Below are 15,287 nucleotides of genomic sequence, written 5' to 3' on the forward strand. Positions count from 1 at the left end.
AGGGTAGCTGGGTAGACTTTATACCAATGTCCGGCAGGCTGACCCGGGATCGCGCGTCAAATCGGCCTGTCGCGGGGGACAAGTTTTTTAAAGACCGGGCGGGGCCCGCGGGCGTCTCTTGCACTTCCGTCCCGGATGACGCGTGCCCAAGCCTTCGCTACGGTGGCCGGAAGGCCGCGCCCCGCGCGCGGATACAAAGATCACACGGAGGCGAGGAATGGGCGCGAGCGTCGCCGAGACCAAGAGCGACAAGTCGAGCCGCGACAAGCCCTGGATCATCCGCACCTATGCGGGGCACTCCACTGCGGCGGAGTCGAACAAGCTCTATCGGGGCAACCTCGCCAAGGGCCAGACCGGCCTGTCGGTGGCCTTCGACCTGCCGACCCAGACGGGCTACGACCCCGATCACGAGCTGTCGCGCGGCGAGGTCGGCAAGGTCGGCGTCTCGATCGCGCATCTCGGCGACATGCGGGCCCTGTTCCAGGACATCCCGCTCGCGCAGATGAACACCTCGATGACCATCAACGCCACGGCCCCGTGGCTGCTGGCGCTCTACCTCGCGGTGGCCGAGGAGCAGGGCGCGCCGATCGCCGCCCTCCAGGGCACGACCCAGAACGACATCATCAAGGAGTACCTGTCGCGCGGCACCTACGTGTTCCCGCCCGCGCCGTCGCTCCGGCTCACCAAGGACGTGATCCTCTTCACCACGAAGAACGTGCCGAAGTGGAATCCGATGAACGTCTGCTCCTACCACCTGCAGGAGGCGGGGGCGACGCCGGTCCAGGAACTGTCCTACGCGCTGGCCATCGCCATCGCGGTGCTCGACACGGTGCGGGACGATCCCGAATTCGACGCCGAGAGTTTTTCCGACGTGTTCGGACGGATCTCGTTCTTCGTGAATGCGGGGCTGCGGTTCGTCACCGAGATCTGCAAGATGCGCGCCTTCGCGGAGCTCTGGGACGAGATCGCCCAGGAGCGCTACGGCATCGACGACCCGAAGAAGCGCATCTTCCGCTACGGCGTTCAGGTGAACTCGCTGGGGCTCACCGAGCAGCAGCCGGAGAACAACGTCCACCGCATCCTGATCGAGATGCTGGCCGTGACGCTCTCGAAGCGCGCCCGCGCCCGGGCGGTGCAGCTGCCGGCCTGGAACGAGGCGCTGGGCCTGCCGCGCCCCTGGGACCAGCAATGGTCGATGCGCATGCAGCAGATCCTCGCCTTCGAGACCGACCTGCTGGAATACGACGACATCTTCGACGGCAGCCACGTGATCGAGGCCAAGGTCGAGGCGCTGAAGGCGCAGACCCGGGCCGAGCTGGAGCGGATCGGCGGCATCGGCGGCGCGGTCGCGGCCGTCGAGACCGGGGCGCTGAAGCGCGCCCTGGTGGAGTCGAACGCCCGCCGGATCTCGGCCATCGAGGCCGGCGAGCAGATCGTGGTCGGCGTCAACAAGTGGCAGCAGGGCGAGCCCTCGCCGCTCACCGCGGGGGAGGGCGCGATCTTCTCGGTCTCCGAGACCGTGGAGATGGAGGCGCAGAACCGCATCCGCGAATGGCGCGGCCGCCGCGACGAGGGGGCCGTGGGCCGCGCCCTCGACGCCCTGGAGCAGGCGGCGCGCTCGGGCGCCAACATCATGCCGCCCTCGATCGAGGCCGCGAAGGCCGGCGTCACGACGGGCGAGTGGGGCGCGCGCCTGCGCGCGGTCTTCGGCGAGTACCGGGCGCCCACCGGCGTCACCCTGGAGACGGTCTCCTCCGGGGCGGCCGAGGAGGCCAAGCTCCTGATCGCCGATCTCGGCGAGCGGCTCGGCGAGACGCCCAAGCTCGTGGTCGGCAAGCCCGGCCTCGACGGACACTCCAACGGCGCCGAGCAGATCGCGCTGCGCGCCCGGGATGTCGGCTTCGACGTCACCTACGACGGCATCCGCCAGACCCCGGCCGAGATCGTCGCCAAGGCCAAGGAGACCGGCGCCCACGTGGTCGGCCTGTCGATCCTGTCGGGCAGCCACGTGCCGCTGGTGCGCGAGGTCCGGGCCAAGATGCGCGAAGCGGGGCTCGACCACGTCCCGGTCGTGGTCGGCGGCATCATCTCGCCCGAGGACGAGCTGGTCCTCAAGAATATGGGCGTGCGCGCGGTCTACACGCCGAAGGACTACGCCATCGACCAGATCATGGTCGGGCTCGCCAAGGTGATGGAGAGGAACCTGGATCGCCGGGACGGTCACGAGGACCGGCCGCGGGAGGAGGCGCAGGTCTACTGACCGGGGATCGGTCCCCCTCACGGTCGCCCGCGGGATCGCGTAGGACGGCGCCATGCCGTCCGCGCTGCCCACGCTCCTCCTCCTCGCCGTCCCGCTCGCCGCCGCCCTCACGGCCGGCCTGATCCTGCGCCTGCGGCCGCTCCTGCAGCGCTACGCCCTCGCGCGGCCGAACGCCCGGTCCAGCCACACGGTGCCGACGCCGCAGGGCGGGGGGATCGCCGTGGTCACGGCCCTGGTCACGATCTCGGGCCTGTTCATCGCGGCGCCGGAGATCGGAGGCCGGCCGGACTGGATCTGGCTCGCCGGCGGCACCCTCGCGCTGGCGGTCCTGGGCGCCGTGGACGACGTGCGGCCCCTGCCGGCCGCCCTCCGGCTCATCGTGCAGGCGGCGGCGGTGGGCCTGCTGGTCTGGCACCTGGACGGTCGGTTCCTGCCCGCGGTGCCTCTCTGGCTCGAGCGCGGCCTCGCCGTGGTGGCGGGCCTGTGGTTCGTGAACCTGACGAACTTCATGGACGGGCTCGACTGGATGACCGTCGCCGAGATCGTGCCGGTCTCCGGCGCGCTCCTGCTGCTCGGCCTCGCCGGCCCCCTGCCGCCGCTGCCGGCGCTGGTGGCCGCCTGCCTCCTGGGCGCGATGCTCGGCTTCGCGCCGTTCAACCGGCCGGTGGCGGGCCTCTTCCTCGGGGATGTCGGGTCGCTGCCGGCCGGGCTCGTCACGGCGTGGCTGCTCTGTCAGCTGGCCCTGGCGGGGGGCCTGGCGGCGGCGGTGCTGCTGCCGCTCGTCTACCTCGCCGATGCCAGCCTGACGCTCGTCGCGCGCGCCGCCCGGGGCGAGCGGGTCTGGGAGGCGCATCGGGGGCATTATTACCAGCGGGCCACCGACAACGGCCTGAAGGTGCCGGGCGTGGTGGGCCGCGTGTTCGGCACCAACCTCGCGCTGGCGGCGCTCGCCGCCGCGACCTTGCTTTGGCCGTCCTGGCCGGTCACGCTCGCGGCGCTCGCGGCCGGGTTGGCCCTGGTCGCGGCCCTGCTCCGCCGCTTCGCCCGCGCCCCGGCGCCGGCCCCAGCCGAAGGTGCCGCCCACCCGTGACCGGACTCATCGCGCTCACCGGGGCGACCGGGTTCATCGGCCGCCACCTCCTCGCGGATCTCACCGCGCGCGGGTACCGGGTCCGTGTGCTGCTGCGTCGCCCCACGGCCCTGCCCGAGGGGGCGGCGAGCGCGGTGGTCGGCGACCTGACGCGCCCGATCAACATGGCGGCGGCCCTGAGCGGTGTCGACGCGGTGGTGCACTCGGCCGGGCTGGCCCACGCCATGTCGGGAGCCCCGGAGGACGATTACCGGACGCTCAACACCGAGGCGACCCGCCGGCTCGCGGAGGCCGCGGCCCGCGCGCGGGTGCGCCGGTTCGTGTTCCTGTCATCGATCCGCGCCCAGGTCGGGGCGAGCGCGCCGGGCGTGATCGGGGAGGGCGATGCCGCGGCGCCGACCGACGCCTATGGCCGCTCGAAGCTGGAGGCCGAGCGGGCCCTCGCCGAAGCCGGGCTCGACTGGGTCGCGCTGCGCCCGGTGCTGGTCTACGGGCCGGGGGTGAAGGGCAACATGGCCGCGCTCCTGCGCCTCGCCCGCGGTCCCTACCCGCTGCCGCTCGGCGGCCTCGCGGCACGGCGCTCGCTGATCGCCCTGGAGAGCCTGTCGGGCGCCGTCGACGTGGTGCTGCGGGCACCCGAGCCGCTGCGGAGGGCCCTGATCGCCGCCGACCCGGACCCGCTCAGCCTGCCCGAGATGATCGCAGCCCTGCGCCAGGGCCTGGGCCGTGGCCCGGGGCTGGTCCCCGTGCCGGCCGGCATCTTGAAGCTGGCCTGCCGCATGACCGGGCGGGAGGCGCAGTTCGCCCGCATCGCCGAGGGGCTGGTGGCCCGCGCCGAGGGCCTGCCGGCGCTGGGCTGGCGGCCGGCCGGACCGACCCGGGACGGGCTGTCGCGGCTGGCGCGGGACGGCGGATGAACACCTGAGCCAACCGGGCTCTCGCCCATCGGCCCCATCCTGACGGGCCCGCGTCGGCGGGCCTGGAAAAGGGGCCTTCAGGGATCGCGGCGCCGTCCGGCGGCCTCCTCCGGGGCCTCTGCGCCGGGGCTCTTCAGGAGGCGGGGATGGACGGGAGGGAACGCGGCGTCGGCCCCGAAGCCGAACGCGTCAGCCGATCGCCGCCGATGCCGCTCCGGCGAGCGGCGCGTCCGCCGTCACGGTGCCGATCGCCGGCGCCCGCCCGGCCCGCTGGGCATGGCGCTCGCGGAAATGCGGCACCGCCGCCTCGAACACGGCCTCCGCGGCCGCCCGGTCGCCCGCCGCCACGGCGTCGCGCAACCGCGCCACCCAGCCGTCGAGCTGATCCCGGTCCGCGAAGACCGGCCGGGCCGCCATCACGCCGTCGATGCCCGGCAGGGCGACCCGCGGCTCCTCGCGGGCGAACAGGATCTCGTTGAGGCGCTCGCCGGGCCGCGCGCCCGTGTAGGCGATCTCGATCTCCGCACCGGGCTCGAAGCCGGCGAGCCGGACCATCCGCTCGGCGAGCTCCGCGATCCGCACCGGCTGACCCATCTTGAGCACGTACACGGCGGCGCGCTCCGCTTCGGCCCCCCCGCGCGCCTCGCCGTCGGCGTGGGAGGCCGCGGTCAGCACGAGGTCGCAGGCCTCGCGCACGGTCATGAAGTAGCGGACCATGTCGGGGTGGGTGACGGTGACCGGACCGCCCCGGGCGATCTGCGCCTTGAACACCGGGACCACCGAGCCCGCGGACCCCAGCACGTTGCCGAACCGCACGGCGATCAGGCGAGTCGGATGGCCGGGCCGCGCGGATTGCTCCGCGTCGAGGGCCTGGGCGACCATCTCGGCGAAGCGCTTGGTCACGCCGAGCTGCGAGACCGGCTCGATCGCCTTGTCGGTGGAGATCATCACCAGGGCCCGCGCCCCGGCCGCCACCGCGGCCTCGGCGACGTTGATCGAGCCGAAGACGTTGGTCTTGATACCCTCCTGCCAATCCCGCTCCAGGTAGGGCACCTGCTTCAGCGCGGCGGCGTGCAGCACGTAGTCGGGACGGAAGGCCGTAATGACCGCCCGCGTCCGCTCCCGGTCACGGATGTCGGCCAGCACGCCCGTGACCTCGGCCCCGGCGCCCAGGATCGCGGGATGGCTCAGGATGCCGTGGAGCGCCGGCTCGGAGGCTTCGAGCACCAGCACCGCGGCGGCCCCGAAGGCCACGGCCCGGAGGCAAATCTCCGACCCGATCGAGCCGCCGCCGCCGGTCACCACGACCCGGCGGCCGGCGAGGAACGCCTCGAGGCGCGGGCGGTCGATGGCCACGGTGGGCCGGAGCAGCAGGTCCTCGATCTCCAGCGGCGCCAGCTCCGGCCCCTGCACGCCCTCGCCGAGGCCGACGACGCGGGCGAGGGGCAGGCCGAGGCGCCGGGCGCGGGCGATCAGGTCGTCGGGGGCCGCCTCGGGCACGAGGGCGCTCGGGGCCGCCACCAGCCGCCGCACCGGCTCGCCGCGGCCGGCGAGGTCGGCCACCACGCGCTCGAGATCGGGGAAGCCGCCGAGCACCGGCACGCCGCGCATGAACTGGCCGCGCTCGTCGGCGCGGGGCGACAGGATCCCCCGCGGCGCGAGCTTCTTCACGGACCCCGCCTCGATCGCCCGGATCAGCACGTCGATGTCGGCGCCGCGCCCGAGCAGCAGGGTCGGGACGGTGGCGGCCCGGGCGCTCGACTGCCGGGAGCGCGTGTCCTTGAGGTAGCGGAACGCCAGACGGGTGCCGCCCAGGAAGAAGATCTGCAGGACCCAGTAGAGCAGGATCGCGATCTTGCCGAAGAAGTAGAAGCCGTACAGGTCGGACGAGACCAGGATCCAGTCGATCACCAGGAGCGCCAGCGCCAGCACGCTGGCGGCGCGGACGATCCCGGCGAGGTCCTGCAGCGAGGCGAAGCGCCACTTGGTCCGGTACAGACGGAAGCGGCCGTAGACCAAGCCGGCGAAGATCAAGAACGGCGGCAGCAGCAGGGGCAGCGCGTGCAGCCGCTCGGCGAGCATGCCGCCCTGGAAGCGGAACAGGAAGGTGAGCACCACGGCGGCGGCGGTCGCCGCGAGGTCGTGGGCCACCATCACCGCGGTCTTGTAGAGGCGCTGCTGCATCGGGTGCCGGATCGGATGCCGCGGGGTATCCGCCGCGGCACCGGCCCTGTCAACGCGCCGCGTCGCCCCCGCGCCGCACGGACGCGCGACCGCCGCGCCGGCGGCCTAACCGGCTACTTGACGAGCGCGCCGGAGAACCCGGTCTTGAAATTCCGCTGGTAAATGCGACCCTTCACCGGGTCGAGCTTGCCGACCATCAGGATCCGGACGCGCTCGTTGAAGTCTTCCGTGGTCACAGTCTGTGCCCGTCCGGTGATCAAAGTTCTGGCCATCGTCGCCTCCGCGTTGTCGCCCAGGGCACAGGATTGCGCGGAGGCTCCCTTTTACTTGGGGCGCGGGCGGCCGATTACAATCGGGACGGGCGACAAACCGGCCCGCTCAGGTCAGCGCCCGCGCCGCCGCGCCGGCCGCATCATCCACGCGGTCGATGTCGGGCGCCTCGATGTGCCGGTAGCGGGCCTGGATCAGCCCGAAGGCCCCGAAGGCGGCGTGGCCCGCCGCCGCGAGCCCGAGCAGGACCCAGCCGTAGGGCTGGGCGCGCAGCAGCGCGAAGGCCTCGGCCAGACCCTTGGCGTCGGACGAGCGCTGGTGCCACGCCGCCGCCACCAGGAAGGCGCCGATGATCAGGAAGGCCAGGCCCCGCGCCGCGTAGCCGAACCGGCCGATCGGGCCGGCCCAGCGCGCGCGGGCCTGCGCGTCGAGGGCCAGCCGATCGGTGACGTCGCCGCGCCACGCCTTGCCGAGGAAGCCGAAGCCGCCGCCGGCGACCGCGAGGCCAACGAGGGCCACGAGCCAGCGGCCAAAGGGCTTGCCGAGGAGCCACGCGGTCCCGTCATGCACGCCGTCGCCGCCGCTCATGCCGAGGCCGAGGCTGAGCGAGGCCGCGCTGACGGCGAGGCCGAGATAGAGTGCGGCGCTGATCAGGTGGGCGCCGCGCACCGCGATGCCCTTGGCCGACGTCCCCCGCCGGTCGGCATCCGTGACGCCCTCGACGAGGCGCCAGAGGGCGAAGCCCAGGAGGCCCAGCGCGATCAATCCGACGACGGCGGCGCCGAAGGGGCCGGCCATCACCGCCCGCAGGGCGTCCTTGCTGTCGCCGGCCCGGCCGCCATGCCCGAGGGCGGCCAGCAGGGCGAGCCCCCCGACCACGATGTAGACGACGCCGCGGGCGCCGTAGCCGAGGCGCGCGATGCGCTCGATCGTGTTGCGGCCGCCGGGAAGGGTCATCATCGGCGCGGCCGGGACGACGGGGATCGGGTGTTCGGCAGGGGCGGCATCGGGACGGGCATCCGGTGGAGCGAGACCGGTCAACGCCCGGCGGCGCGCACCCGATCCGTTGCCGGCACAACCTTCGGTTCCACCCTAGAGCGGCGTCCGCTCGGCCCGCCCGGTGAGCGCCACGTAGAAGCCGAGCCCGTCCTGGGACGGGAGGGTCTGCAGGCGCTCGATCAGGCCGCGGCGCTTCGCGTCGAGGAGGAGGCGCCCCGCCGGCTGGAACAGGGTCTCACCACCGCCCTCGGGGGGCGGATCGAGCCGGATCGCCACGGTCTTGCCCTTGGCGAAGCGGCTGCGCTCCAGCATGTCCTTGAGCGAGGCCTCGGCGGTCGCCCGGTTGGTGCCGCGCAGGTCGAGCACGGATTCGGCGTCGGTCACGCCGAGGGAACCGCGCAGCTTGGCCGCGTAGAAATCTTCGAAATGGGGCAAGTCGGTGCCTTGATGCTTCGCCGGTCGATGAGGTGGGGTCCGGGCGCTCAGAAGGCGAGGCCACGGGAGATTTTGCGCACCCGCACGGCGCCGTCGAGCCCGAGGGCCGCGACGCTCCAATCCTGCCCGGCGCGCCGCCGGGCCGCGACCCGCGCCGCCTCGGAATTGGTGCGGCTGAAGTCGAACTGGGGGCCGCCGTCGAGGCTCATGGCCGAGGGCGCCTCGGCGATGCAGAGCGGATCCGTGGCGCAGCCCTCCGGGAGGGGCGGTCCGCACCGCACCACGAGGTCGCGGATGGGCGCGCCATCGTCCACATCGCTGGGGATCGCCGGATCCGGCCTGGCGCGGCAGCCCCGCGGCTCCGCCAGCGGATCGCGCCGTCCCGCGGGGGTCATGACGATGCGCCGGTGCCGCTCCCGCGGCGCCGCCGCGGGCACGGGCACGCCGTCGAGCAGCGTCCGGCGCTCCTCGTCCGGGCGCGGCTCCAGCCCGCGCCTGTATGCGGCGACGCTCCTGCCCGCGTCGCGCTTCACGGCCCATGCCATGGCGGCCTCCGATCGCGACTCGGAGGCTAGCACGGAACGGGAATCCCGGCGACGGCGTCAGTCGCCCGCGCCCTCGGCCGTCAGGACCGTCGCGCCCGCGTCGAGGAACCGCTGCGGGTCCACCGGCTCGCCGTCGATGCGGGTCTCGTAATGCAGGTGCGCGCCGGTGGAGCGCCCCGTCGAACCGACGAAGCCGATCACCTCGCCGGCGGCCACGCGCTGCCCCGGGCGCACCGCGATGCGGGCGAGGTGACCGAACCGGGTGGTCAGGCCGTGGCCGTGGTCGATCTCGACCATGTTACCGTAGCCGCCGGCGAACTCCGCGGCCGCCACGCGGCCGGGCGCGGTGGCCCGGGCGGGCGCGCCGTACTCCGCCTTCAGGTCGAGGCCCGTATGCAGGGCGAGGCCGCGGGTGAACGGGTCGAGGCGCGTGCCGAACGGGCTCGACACGGCCGTGTCGCCGCGGATCGGACGGTTCACCGGCAGCCGGGCCGCGACGCGGCGCAGGCGCTCGCCGTCGCCGAGCGCCCGGCGGGCCAGGGCGAGGCCGGCCTCGAACCCGGATCCGTCCAGGGTCCGGGGGTCGAGGGCGACCAGCGGGCCACCGAGGCCGGCCGACGGCGCGGGCGCGTCGAAGCGGCCGGGATCGAGGCCGAGGCGGCCGATCAGCGCCCGCAGGCGCCGGACCTCGTCGTCGGCCCGCCCGGCCACGCGGACGAGGTGCTCGCCCTGCGCGGCCTGCAGACCGTCGAGGCGCGCCTCCAGCCGGATGAGCCCCATCTCGGCCTGCCGCGCGCTCTGGCGGGGGAACGGCCGGACGGGGGCGGGCGGGGGCTCGGAATCCTCGGAGGGGCGCAGGAGCAGTCCGTCGGCGTCGCGCCGCGTCAGCGCGCCGGTGGCGACCGGGTCGGGCAGGGCCGGCCGACCGAGCCGGTCTAGGACCGCGGCGCGCCGCTCGAGTTCGGCCTGGCGCTCCAGCGCCGCCGTGACCCGGTCGACCAGGCCGGATTCGGCACCCGCATGCGCGCGGCGGTCGCGATCCAGCAGGTCCTGGAGGGTGCCGATCCGCGCCTCGTAGGCGTCCCGCATCGCGGCCTGCCGGGCCACGAACCCGGCGAGCACGTCGTCGTGGAACACGATCAGGTAGGAGGCCCCGAGGGCCCAGGCGAGGGCGAGGCCCGCAGCCAGCCAGGGCGTGGCCTGACGAGGCCTGAGGCGCGAGAGGATCTGCGAACGGTGCATCGGGACGGCCCCGGGGAAGCCATCATTCAAGCCGCAGTAAGGTTAAGGATCCGTCGAGGGCCGCGACCGGAGCGTGCCCCCCGTCAGGGCAGGGCGCGCGCCGCTGCCAGCACCGCCTCGGCGTGGCCCGGCACCTTCACCTTCGGCCAGACCTTGGCGGTGCGCCCCTCCCGGTCGATGAGCACCGTGGTGCGCTCGACCCCCATGTACTTGCGACCGTACATGCTCTTCTCGATCCAGACACCGTAGGCCTCGAGCACGCCCTTGTCCTCGTCCGAGGCCAGCGGGAAGGTGAGCCCGTACTTGCCGCAGAACTTGTCGTGGCTCTTCACCGGGTCCGGCGAGACGCCGACGACCTTCGCGCCGGCCTCGGCGAAGGCCGGCAGGAGGCCATTGAAGTCCTGCGCCTCGAGGGTGCAGCCGCTCGTGTCGTCCTTCGGGTAGAAGTAGAGCACGACTTTGTGACCCCTGAGCGCGGACAGGGCGACGCGCCCTCCCGCAGAGGCGGGCAGGTCGAAATCGGGGGCGGGGTCACCCTCGGACAGGGACATCGTGCCTTCCTTTCGGCCGATTGATGATGTGCAATCGATCGCGTGCCCGGCATCACGCGGTTGCGCCGCGCACGTCCGAGACAAAACCGGAGTCGCGACCGCTGTAAAGCGCGGGCGCGCTTCGATCCACCGGCCGCGGCGCCTCACCGCATCGCGCGCTGAGCCCCCGGAACAAGGGTCCCGATGGCGGACGAGACAACGTCGGCATGCAGGCCCCGGGGGAGGGCGCGCCGCTGGGGTGGCTTCTGCCTCGTGAGCGCCCTCGCCCTGGTGCTGCTCATCGGCGCCGGGATCGGCGTCGTGGCCCTGCGCCTGTCCAACGGACCGCTGCAGATCGACGCCCTGTCGCGCCGCGTCGCGACCGCGGTGGCCGAGCGCATCGGCCCGGGCTGGAGCATCGGCATCCGTGGCAGCAGCCTGGAGCTCGACCGCGAGAACGCCCTGAGCCTGCGCTTCTCCGGCCTCGACATCCGCAACCCGCAGGGCGCGCTCGTGGTCCGCGCCCCCCTGGCGCTGGTCAGCCTCGACCTGTGGAGCCTCCTGCGCTTCAACCTGCAGCCGCGCTCGATCGAGTTCCGCGAGACGCAGACCACCGCGCTGGTGCACCGGGACGGCTCCATCGCCTTCGCGGCCTCGGAGGCCAACCACCCCGTCGATATCGAGCCGGTCACGCCGCCGAGCGTGGACGGGGTGCGGGGCAGCGTCTCACCGCTCTCGGCCGCGATCGCGTCGATCTTCGGGGTGGTGCTGGATTCGAGCGGCGTCGTCGGCGCCCTCGACCGGGCCCGCGTCACGGACGCGCGCCTGAGGCTGATCGACGAGGACGGGCACGAGCGGGCCGTGTTCTCGCGGGTCAACGGCCTGTTCGGGCGCGATCCGGCGAACGGCTCCCGCAACTTCGAGATACGGCTCGACGGGCCGCACGGCGAGTGGCGCTTCGGCGGCTCCCTGCGCGACGGCGCCGACGGGCAGGAGCGCTCGGGCATCATCACCCTCGACGACCTGCCGGTAACCGACCTGCTGCTGCTCTCGGGCCAGTCGGGCCTGCCGCTGACCACGGACCTGAAGCTCTCGGCCCGCGCCGACGTGAGCCTGGCGGCGGGACGCATCCGGATGATGAGCGCCAAGGTCCACACCGGCGACGGCACGTTCCTGATCGAGGAGAAGGACTTCAACCCCGTCACCGTCGAGAGCCTCGACGCCGCGCTGACCTGGGACGAGGCCGGCCGCGTGATGGCGCTCGACGGCCTGGACTACCGCGGCGCCGGCAACGCCGTGCATCTCACCGGCGCGTGGAGGGGGAGTCCCCCGGACGCGCCCACCGCCTGGACCGCGACGCTGGCGAGCCGCGACGCCATCCTGCGCGGGGCGACCGCGCAGGACGCGCCGGTGAAGATCGATGCCCTGGACGTGCAGCTCTCCGGCCGCGACGGCGGCCTCGCCATCGACGCGCTGAACCTGTCCGCCCCGGGCGTGACGGGGACGATCACCGGCACCATCGGCACCACGGCCGACGAGGGCGGGCTCACCCTCCACATCGTCGGCCATGACGGCGAGGTCCGGACCGGACTTCGCCTCTGGCCCGAGCACATCGCGCCGCCGGCCCGGATCTATCTGGTGGACCAGTTGCGGCGCGGACGCGTCGATTCGGTCGACATCCGGGTGAAGATGTCCGGGACCGTGCTGGCCGCCGCCACCCGGGGCGAGCCGGCGCCCGACGAGTCCGTCCGCATCGACTTCCACGTCTCGGACGCGGCCATCGACGTCACCGGCGACGCGCCGCCGGTGACGAAGGGCAACGTCGTCGGCGTCATCACCGGGCGCTCGACCACGGTGCGCAACGTCACCGCCGAGGTGCACGGGCCGGACGGCCGCGGGCTCGCGATCACGGACGGCAGCTTCGTCATCCCGAAGACCACCCCGGACCGGGTGGTGGCGCAGATCGGCATGCGGCTCTCGGGGGGCGCCGACGGGATGGCCTCCGTGCTCCAGGCGAAGCTGTTCAAGAGCGTGATGAGCGTCGATCTCGACACCGCCACGATCAAGGGCAGCGCCGACCTGCGGGTCGACTTCCCCCTCGACCTCAAGCACATCCCCGACCTGCCGGACCTGCCGGTGACCCTGACGGGCACGCTGGCCGACCTGTCGGTCGACAAGGTGATGGGCAAGGACCGGCTAGAATCCGGTCGGTTCTCCCTGTCGTACGACCGCGGCGCCTTCGGGCTGAAGGGCGACGGTCGCGTCGCGGGCGCGCCCGTCTCGGTGGACCTGCGCCAGCCGAAGGTCGGTCAGCCGGGCGAGGCCGTGGTCAACCTGTCGCTCGACGACGCCGTCCGGGGCCGGAAAGGCCTGCCGACCGCGCCGCAGCTCAGCGGCACGATCCCGGTGCGCGCCGTGGTGCCGATCGGACGGCCGGGGGCGGCCAAGCCGCCGATCCGGGTCGAGGCCGACCTCGCCAGGGCCGGGATCGACGGGTTGCTGCCGGGACTGACGAAGCCCGCCGGCAAGCCGGGGCGTCTCACCTTCACCCTCGTGGACGGCGGCCAGACCCTGGAGCTACGCGATCTCGCCTTCGAGGCGGGGGCGGCATCGGCGCGCGGCACCGTCGCCATCACCCCGGAGGGCGGCCTGGAACGGGCGGATCTCACCGGCGTCAAGCTCTCGCCCGGCGACGACCTGCGGGTCAGCCTCGACCGGACCGGCAGCGGCTACAAGGTCGTGGTCCGGGGCGCGGTGGCGGATGCGCGGCCGTTCCTGAAGTCGCTGGGGGGCCCGGACGCCAAGGGCGGCAAGGACGCCAGGGAGACGAACCCCAAGGACATCGAAGCCGACATCCAGCTGCCGATCGTCACGGGCTTCAACGAGGAGGCGCTCACCAACGCCAACCTGCGCCTGTCGCTGCACGGCAAGACCCTGCGCGCGGCCAACATCACCGGACGCTTCCGCGCCGCGCCGTTCGCCGCCACCGTCACACGCGGCGAGCGCGGCGCGCCGACCCTCGCCGTGGACGCGGCCGATGCCGGCGCGACGCTGCGCTTCGTCGACGTGTACCGGCGGATGTATGGCGGGCGGCTCAACGCTGGCATCGGCCTCAACGACGGCCCGCAAGCCGGCGTCGTGCAGATCCGCGACTTTGCCCTGCGCAACGAGCCGGCCCTGTCGAGCATCATGGCCCAGGGGCCGGAGCCGGCCGACACGGACGCGGCCCGCGGGCGCCGGGTCGCCCCCGGCCGGGCGGCCGGCGACGTCACCTTCGACCGGATGCGGGCCAACTTCGTGCGCAACGGAAGCCGGGTGGATTTCAGCGACGCGGCGATCTCGAACGCCGCCATGGGCTTCACCCTGTCGGGCTGGCTCGATACCGGCCGCGAGCGCACCGACATGAACGGCACCTTCGTGCCGCTCTACGGGCTGAACAACGTCGCCTCGCAGCTGCCGCTCCTGGGACCGCTCCTCGGGGGCGGGCACAACGAGGGCCTGTTCGCGGTGAACTTCCGCGTCGTGGGCAAGCTCGCCGCACCGGACGTGAGCGTGAACCCGCTCTCGGCCATCGCCCCGGGCTTCCTGCGCAAGCTGTTCAGCGCCGGCGGCGGGCCCTTCGCGGACGGGTTGCAGGGGGTGCAGCCGCAATAGGTCGGGCACCGTCACCGCCGCGTATCGATCCGATCACGGGGGATAGGCTCCGGCCGCGCGTTCCGGCCGCTGCAGCGTCCGCCATCGGTCCGCGCCAGGCCAATCGACGGACGGGAGCGCGCGGGGACGGTGGCGATGCGTTTCGCGTCGTGAGGCCGCAGACGGGGCGCGGCATGAAAAACCCGGCGCGGCGGGCCGCGCCGGGCTGAAACCGGATCGCTGAGAACGCCTACTTCTCCACGAAGGCCTTCTCGATCACGTAGTGGCCGGCCTCGCCGTGGTTGCCCTCCTCGTAGCCACGCGAGGACAGGAGTTCCCGGGTGTCGCGGATCATGTCGGGGCTGCCGCAGAGCATGAACCGGTCGTTCTCGATCGACATGTCGGGCAAGCCGATATCCTCGAACAGCTTGCCTGAGACCATCAGGTCGGTGATCCGGCCGCGGTTGCGGAACGGCTCGCGGGTCACGGTCGGGTAGTAGACCAGCTGGTTCGAGATCATCTCGCCCAGGAACTCGTGCTTGGGCAGGGTGTCGGTGATGGTCTCGCCGTAGGCCAGTTCCTGCACCTGCCGGCAGCCATGCACCAGCACGACCTTCTCGAAGCGCTCGTACGCCTCGGGATCCTTGATGATTGACAGGAACGGCGCGAGCCCCGTGCCGGTGCCGAGCAGGTAGAGGTGCCGGCCCGGCAGCAGGTTGTCGAGCACCAGGGTGCCGGTCGGCTTCTTGCCGACGATGATCGGGTCGCCGACCTTGAGGTGCTGGAGCTTGGAGGTCAGCGGCCCGTCCTGGACCTTGATCGAGAAGAACTCGAGTTCCTCCTCGTAATTGGCCGAGACCACCGAGTAGGCGCGCAGCAGCGGCCGGCCTTCGACCTCCAGGCCGATCATGGTGAATTCGCCGTTGCGGAATCGGAACGCCGGGTCCCGCGTGGTGCGGAACGAGAACAGGTTGTCGGTCCAGTGATGGACCGACAGAACGCGCTCCTCGTAGAACTTGCTCATGGACGGATCAGACCTCGAATCCTCTGACGCTCGGCTCACGGCCCCGACCTTCCCGGGGCGCGTGGTTCGGCGGGTCGCCGCCGCCCCGCCCGGGCGGGGATGGATCCTCGGGCGAGACGATCCGCCCGGATCCAGATGATGAACACACGTGCGGTGCT

The 15,287-nt window shown here is 73.0% G+C and carries 12 protein-coding genes; 4 read left to right on the forward strand and 8 right to left on the reverse strand.

All coding sequences use genetic code 11. The annotated features are described in order from the left end of the window. Positions 1-217: 217 nt before the first annotated feature. Genes MFF58_RS06870 through MFF58_RS06880 form a run of 3 tightly spaced genes read left to right on the forward strand, consistent with a single transcriptional unit; the run spans position 218 to position 4,267 of the window. On the forward strand, positions 218-2,260 hold the full coding sequence (locus tag MFF58_RS06870; RefSeq protein ID WP_238286227.1) for an ethylmalonyl-CoA mutase: 2,043 nt from the start codon (positions 218-220) through the stop codon (positions 2,258-2,260). A gap of 52 nt (positions 2,261-2,312) precedes the next feature. Further along, complete coding sequence (locus MFF58_RS06875) at positions 2,313-3,350, forward strand: MraY family glycosyltransferase (protein WP_238286228.1); 1,038 nt, start codon at positions 2,313-2,315, stop codon at positions 3,348-3,350. Beyond that, the gene (locus tag MFF58_RS06880; protein WP_238286229.1) at positions 3,347-4,267 is read left to right on the forward strand and encodes an NAD-dependent epimerase/dehydratase family protein; all 921 of its coding nucleotides are present in this window, start codon (positions 3,347-3,349) and stop codon (positions 4,265-4,267) included. The genes MFF58_RS06875 and MFF58_RS06880 overlap by 4 nt, the downstream gene beginning before the upstream one ends. Before the next feature lie 189 nt (positions 4,268-4,456). Here MFF58_RS06880 and MFF58_RS06885 read toward each other — a convergent pair whose 3' ends face one another. The 7 genes from MFF58_RS06885 to MFF58_RS06915 all read right to left on the reverse strand — a co-directional run bounded on the left by MFF58_RS06885 (position 4,457) and on the right by MFF58_RS06915 (position 10,493). Then, positions 4,457-6,451 (reverse strand): SDR family NAD(P)-dependent oxidoreductase, encoded by a 1,995-nt coding sequence (locus tag MFF58_RS06885; protein WP_238286230.1) that lies wholly within the window; start codon positions 6,449-6,451, stop codon positions 4,457-4,459. Between the two features lie 113 nt (positions 6,452-6,564). Then, complete coding sequence (locus MFF58_RS06890; protein ID WP_238286231.1) at positions 6,565-6,723, reverse strand: hypothetical protein; 159 nt, start codon at positions 6,721-6,723, stop codon at positions 6,565-6,567. A gap of 106 nt (positions 6,724-6,829) precedes the next feature. Beyond that, positions 6,830-7,681, reverse strand: a complete 852-nt coding sequence (locus MFF58_RS06895) for a DUF1206 domain-containing protein (RefSeq protein WP_238286232.1) — start codon at positions 7,679-7,681, stop codon at positions 6,830-6,832. A 132-nt stretch (positions 7,682-7,813) separates the two neighbouring features. Beyond that, positions 7,814-8,155, reverse strand: coding sequence for a hypothetical protein (locus tag MFF58_RS06900; protein ID WP_238286234.1), 342 nt, complete (start codon positions 8,153-8,155; stop codon positions 7,814-7,816). Between the two features lie 47 nt (positions 8,156-8,202). After that, entirely contained in the window at positions 8,203-8,700 is a 498-nt protein-coding gene (locus MFF58_RS06905) for a Uma2 family endonuclease (RefSeq protein WP_238286236.1), read from the reverse strand. A gap of 57 nt (positions 8,701-8,757) precedes the next feature. Beyond that, positions 8,758-9,942 carry a M23 family metallopeptidase gene (locus MFF58_RS06910; RefSeq protein WP_238286237.1) on the reverse strand — a complete coding sequence of 395 codons (1,185 nt, stop codon included), beginning with the start codon at positions 9,940-9,942 and terminating at the stop codon, positions 8,758-8,760. 83 nt (positions 9,943-10,025) lie between these two features. Further along, positions 10,026-10,493 carry a peroxiredoxin gene (locus tag MFF58_RS06915; protein ID WP_238286238.1) on the reverse strand — a complete coding sequence of 156 codons (468 nt, stop codon included), beginning with the start codon at positions 10,491-10,493 and terminating at the stop codon, positions 10,026-10,028. A 183-nt stretch (positions 10,494-10,676) separates the two neighbouring features. On the opposite strand from MFF58_RS06915, the gene MFF58_RS06920 reads away from it, so the two are divergent. Continuing rightward, on the forward strand, positions 10,677-14,126 hold the full coding sequence (locus MFF58_RS06920; RefSeq protein WP_279603310.1) for an AsmA-like C-terminal region-containing protein: 3,450 nt from the start codon (positions 10,677-10,679) through the stop codon (positions 14,124-14,126). A gap of 229 nt (positions 14,127-14,355) precedes the next feature. Here the strand turns inward: MFF58_RS06920 and MFF58_RS06925 are convergent, their stop codons facing one another. Further along, the gene (locus MFF58_RS06925) at positions 14,356-15,129 is read right to left on the reverse strand and encodes a ferredoxin--NADP reductase (RefSeq protein ID WP_238286240.1); all 774 of its coding nucleotides are present in this window, start codon (positions 15,127-15,129) and stop codon (positions 14,356-14,358) included. Positions 15,130-15,287 lie beyond the last annotated feature (158 nt).

The sequence above is a fragment of the Methylobacterium longum genome, assembly GCF_022179385.1.
GTDB lineage: Bacteria > Pseudomonadota > Alphaproteobacteria > Rhizobiales > Beijerinckiaceae > Methylobacterium > Methylobacterium longum.

What these genes read in the sequence shown, in the direction of transcription:
- MFF58_RS06915 (WP_238286238.1), bottom strand. Translation starts at nt 10,493, where the DNA reads ATGTCCCTGTCCGAGGGTGACCCCGCCCCCGATTTCGACCTGCCCGCC.
- MFF58_RS06875 (WP_238286228.1), top strand. Translation starts at nt 2,313, where the DNA reads ATGCCGTCCGCGCTGCCCACGCTCCTCCTCCTCGCCGTCCCGCTCGCC.
- MFF58_RS06910 (WP_238286237.1), bottom strand. Translation starts at nt 9,942, where the DNA reads ATGCACCGTTCGCAGATCCTCTCGCGCCTCAGGCCTCGTCAGGCCACG.
- MFF58_RS06925 (WP_238286240.1), bottom strand. Translation starts at nt 15,129, where the DNA reads ATGAGCAAGTTCTACGAGGAGCGCGTTCTGTCGGTCCATCACTGGACC.
- MFF58_RS06905 (WP_238286236.1), bottom strand. Translation starts at nt 8,700, where the DNA reads ATGGCATGGGCCGTGAAGCGCGACGCGGGCAGGAGCGTCGCCGCATAC.
- MFF58_RS06890 (WP_238286231.1), bottom strand. Translation starts at nt 6,723, where the DNA reads ATGGCCAGAACTTTGATCACCGGACGGGCACAGACTGTGACCACGGAA.
- MFF58_RS06870 (WP_238286227.1), top strand. Translation starts at nt 218, where the DNA reads ATGGGCGCGAGCGTCGCCGAGACCAAGAGCGACAAGTCGAGCCGCGAC.
- MFF58_RS06895 (WP_238286232.1), bottom strand. Translation starts at nt 7,681, where the DNA reads ATGATGACCCTTCCCGGCGGCCGCAACACGATCGAGCGCATCGCGCGC.
- MFF58_RS06885 (WP_238286230.1), bottom strand. Translation starts at nt 6,451, where the DNA reads ATGCAGCAGCGCCTCTACAAGACCGCGGTGATGGTGGCCCACGACCTC.
- MFF58_RS06920 (WP_279603310.1), top strand. Translation starts at nt 10,677, where the DNA reads ATGGCGGACGAGACAACGTCGGCATGCAGGCCCCGGGGGAGGGCGCGC.